Below are 3,945 nucleotides of genomic sequence, written 5' to 3'. Positions count from 1 at the left end.
CCTGCAGCGGGTCGTCGCTGCGCTCGAGGTCGTTGCGCATCCACCGCGGCACCTCGACGCCCAGCCACTCCAGGAACGCCAGCGTCCTGGTGGATCCGCACACCGAGAGGGTGAAGACGACGGGCGCGGGCTCGGTGCCGGCGTCGAGGCAGGCGTAGTGGTAGTCCGACACCATGCTCTTGGCGGCGTCGCCGTCGTACACGACCTGGGTGACGAAGAAGGTGGCACCGGCCTCCTGCTTGCGCAGCATCCGCGCGTGCTCGGACCCGCCGGCTGCGTGCCGCTCGGGGATCGCGACCGCACCCAGGGGCAGCTCCGGCCGCACCCGGCGCCGCAGCTCGTGGGCCTGCGGCAGCGAGGTGTGCACCGGCTTGTCGCTCGACGACGAGCCGACGAAGACGGTGCTGACCCGGTCGGTGTCCTGGGCACCCAGCCAGGTCTCGAGCTGCGCGGGCTCGTACTTGCCGACGCACCGGTAGACGACCACGGGCCCGCTCCACGCGGCCAGGTGGTGCTCGTGGAACTCCCCGGGGTCCTGCGTGGGCAGGTACGGGAAGGGCCGCTCGGCGGGGTTGCGGTCGCTCTCGTCGTCGATGTCGTACAGGATCAGGGCGTCGAGCTCGAGGGGCCGCAGCCGCTCGAGGGTGACCTCAGCGATCCGCTGAGCGTCCTCGTACGTCGTCGAGGCCCGCGGCGGGGTGATGCTGAAGAGCAGCTGGGGCTGCACGTGCGTGGGAGACAAACTGATTCCGACCTTCCGTCCGACCGCGACCCTACAGCGCACCGCGCGCCCTCTCCCGGTCACTGGAAGCGCGGGAGTGGCCCGCACCACAGCCGGATTGAATGAACGTGCTCGACCCACCCACTTCGCCGAGGAGCCCCATGACTGACGACCGTCTCGCCGCACTCGAGGCCCGCCTGGCGCGGCTCGAGGACGAGCAGGCCATCTTCCAGATCGTGGCCTCCTACGGCCCCCTGGTGGACTCCGGCTCCGCCGACGAGGTCGCAGCCATGTGGACCGAGGACGGCGTGTACGACGTGGACGAGATGTTCATGGGCGACCAGGCCGCGATCCACGACATGGTCACCGGCGACCTGCACCAGGGCCTGATCGGCAACGGCGCCGCCCACTTCCTCGGGCCGGCCCACGTGACCGTCACGGGCGACACCGCGCGGGCGATCTGCCACTCGATCCTGCTGGTGCACCACAAGGGCAAGTACTTCCCGGTGCGCGCCGGGGCCAACCTGTTCCACCTGGTCCGTACGGCCGACGGCTGGAAGGTCCACCACCGCACCACCCGCGCCCTGGACGGCCGCGCCGAGGCCCGCACCCTGCTCTCCTCCGGCGTCACCGGCCGCGACCTCCCCGAGGGCCACCAGTGAGCGCCGGCCGCCTCAGCGGCCGCATCGCGGTCGTCACCGGCGGCGGTGACGGCATCGGCGCCGGCATCGTCCGCCGCTTCGCGGCCGAGGGCGCCAAGGTCGTGGTCGCCGAGATCAACGAGACCACCGGCAAGGCCGTGGCCGAGGAGGTCGGCGGGCTGTTCGTCCGCGTCGACGTCTCCGACCGCGAGCAGGTCGAGGGGATGGTCGCCACCGCCGTCGCCGAGCTGGGCAGCATCGACGTCCTGGTCAACAACGCCTGGGGCGGCGTCCCCGGCGGTCTGGGCCGGGTCGAGAACAAGTCCGACGAGCAGGTGCAGCGTGGCTTCGCAGTCGGCTACTGGGGTCCCTTCTGGGCGATGCGCGCCGCGTACCCGCACATGAAGGCGGCCGGCTGGGGCCGCGTGGTCAACATGTGCAGCCTCAACGGCGTCAACGCCCACATGGGCTCCCTGGAGTACAACTCCGCCAAGGAGGCGCTGCGCACGCTGAGCCGTACGGCCGCGCGCGAGTGGGCGCCCAGCGGTGTCACCGTCAACGTCATCGCGCCCGGTGCCCGCAGCGCCGCGTTCGAGCGCGTCGCCGCCGCCAACCCCGAGATCGCGGCCGCCGCGGACTCCGCGAACCCGATGGGCCGGATGGGCGACCCGTACGACGACGTGGCCCCCGTCGCGGTCTTCCTGGCCAGCGACGAGTCGCGGTACCTCACCGGCAACACCCTGTTCGTCGACGGCGGCAGCCACATCAACGGGGTCGCCTGGACCCCGGACCTGGGCGAGTGACGGACCGATGGCCGATCCGACGACGATGACGAGCACCAGCCAGCGCGACGAGGTCCTCGAGGCCTCGGCCGCGTTCGCCGCTGCGATCGACGAGCGTGACTGGGCGAGCCTGCGCTCGCTCGTCGTGCCGGAGGTGCAGGCGTACGGGGCACGCGGCGCCGACGACGTGCTGGCCCGCATGCAGCACCACCTCGGCGGCGTCGGGCAGACGCAGCACCTGATGGGCAACCACCGGGTCACGCTCGGGATGGAGAGCGCGGACGTGCTCAGCTACGGCCGGGTCCTGCACCTGGGTACGGGGCCGATGGAGGGCACGTCGTACGAGTGCCTCGGCGAGTACACCGACACCTGGGTCCGTACGGCCGAGGGCTGGCTGCTGTCGAAGCGCTGGTTCGAGATCACCATCGAGATCGGGGACCGGGGCGTGCTGCGCCCCGCCGACTGACTCACTGCTGGGAGCCGCGGAACTCCCACTCCTCACGCAGCACCGAGAAGAGGGCGCCGTCGCGGTAGTCGCCGTCGCGCCACTGGGCACCGCGAAGCACCCCCTCGCGCGTGAACCCGGCCCGCTCGAGCGCCCGCTGCGCGGGGACGTTGAGGACGTCGGTGTGCGCCTCGATCCGGTTGGTCGTGGTGTGCCGGAAACCCAGCGACACCAGCTCGGCCAGGGCGCGGGAACCGGTGCCACCACCGCGGGCGTCGGCGAAGAGCGCGATGCCCACCATCAGGCACCTGCTGCCCGCGTTGGGTCCGTGCACCCGCCAGATCCAGGAGACCGACCCGGCCACCCGCCCGTCGACCTCGACCACGAGGGCCCCGTCCCCGTCGAAGGACGGTGAGCGCGGGGCGGTCAGGGCCGGGCGTGGACCGAAGTCGTCGAACGAGCCGGGCTCGAGGTCACCGACGTGCCACGGCAGGCCGACCTCCTCGGGACGCATCGCACGGAGAACGACACCCTGAGACTCCATGTGACGAGGGTAGATCGTGTCGTCAACGCGGGCGGGCACGTTGTTTCAGAGAACGGCGGCTCAGAAAACCGCCGGGAGGCCGGGCGCAGCCGCCTAGCGTGCGTGGTGCGGTCGACCGGCCGCCCAGCACCAGCGAGGTTGCATGCGCGCAGCACACGACGGCAGCAGGGTTGAGGCGCTGGGGGTAGCGCTGGCAGCACTGCTGACGTGCCTCGCGGGGTGGGCGCCGGTCGCCGCAGCCACTCCCGGCGCCCCGACGCAGGGGGCACGTGCCTCCGCGCCCGCACTGCACGCCTCCCCGGCGCGCCCCGTGCCGGGCCAGGACGTACGCCTGCACGGCCGCGCCAGCACCAAGGGCGTCACGGTCGCGCTGCAGCGGGCCCGCGGCACCGGGTGGACGACCGTACGCACCAAGCGCGCCGGCGCCCGTGGCCGGTACGCCTTCTCGGTACGGGCCACCACGAGCGCGGCGACGTACCGGGTGCGGTTCGCCCGCTCGGGGAAGGCCTCACGCACGGTACGGGTCCGCCCCGTCGACGCGGAGACGCTGTGGGAGTGGGACATGACCTGCCGGGGCTCCACGGGGCCGGCGAGCGACCGCGCCTGCGTGGCCCGGGACCGCGCCATCAAGGCCTTGGGGCGGGTGGTCGCACGCGACTTCACCACGGCGTGGCGGGCCAAGGACCGCGACGCGATGCTCGCGCTCGCCACCGACGAGTGGTTCATCGACAGGGCCCTCACCTGGACCTTGACCTCCGCCCCGGCCGACTGCCGCTACGACCCCGACGTGCCCGACTGGTACTGCTTCGTCG

6 protein-coding genes are annotated in these 3,945 nt (G+C 72.5%); 4 read left to right on the top strand and 2 right to left on the bottom strand.

Features of this window, described 5'->3' with window-relative positions; all coding sequences use genetic code 11:
* The coding region (locus tag ACI379_RS02000; RefSeq protein WP_439790383.1) for a methylenetetrahydrofolate reductase at positions 1-727 on the bottom strand (727 nt) is incomplete at its 3' end.
* 155 nt (positions 728-882) lie between these two features.
* Between ACI379_RS02000 and ACI379_RS01995 the strand changes: the two genes are divergently transcribed.
* Genes ACI379_RS01995 through ACI379_RS01985 form a run of 3 tightly spaced genes read left to right on the top strand, consistent with a single transcriptional unit; the run spans position 883 to position 2,610 of the window.
* Complete coding sequence (locus ACI379_RS01995; RefSeq protein WP_439790382.1) at positions 883-1,383, top strand: nuclear transport factor 2 family protein; 501 nt, start codon at positions 883-885, stop codon at positions 1,381-1,383.
* The gene (locus ACI379_RS01990; protein WP_439790381.1) at positions 1,380-2,165 is read left to right on the top strand and encodes an SDR family NAD(P)-dependent oxidoreductase; all 786 of its coding nucleotides are present in this window, start codon (positions 1,380-1,382) and stop codon (positions 2,163-2,165) included. The genes ACI379_RS01995 and ACI379_RS01990 overlap by 4 nt, the downstream gene beginning before the upstream one ends.
* Before the next feature lie 7 nt (positions 2,166-2,172).
* Entirely contained in the window at positions 2,173-2,610 is a 438-nt protein-coding gene (locus ACI379_RS01985) for a nuclear transport factor 2 family protein (RefSeq protein WP_439790380.1), read from the top strand.
* Between the two features lies 1 nt (position 2,611).
* Here ACI379_RS01985 and ACI379_RS01980 read toward each other — a convergent pair whose 3' ends face one another.
* Positions 2,612-3,133: a GNAT family N-acetyltransferase gene (locus ACI379_RS01980; protein ID WP_439790379.1), complete on the bottom strand. Its 522-nt coding sequence runs from the start codon at positions 3,131-3,133 to the stop codon at positions 2,612-2,614.
* 142 nt (positions 3,134-3,275) lie between these two features.
* Between ACI379_RS01980 and ACI379_RS01975 the strand changes: the two genes are divergently transcribed.
* On the top strand, positions 3,276-3,945 hold a 670-nt coding region (locus ACI379_RS01975; RefSeq protein WP_439790378.1), incomplete at its 3' end, for a hypothetical protein.

Origin of the sequence: Nocardioides sp., assembly GCF_051876515.1 — a bacterium.
In the GTDB taxonomy this organism is placed as follows: Bacteria; Actinomycetota; Actinomycetes; order Propionibacteriales; family Nocardioidaceae; genus Nocardioides.
The sequence above is the reverse complement of the archived record's forward strand: the minus strand, read 5'-3'. Positions and strand labels throughout refer to the sequence as shown.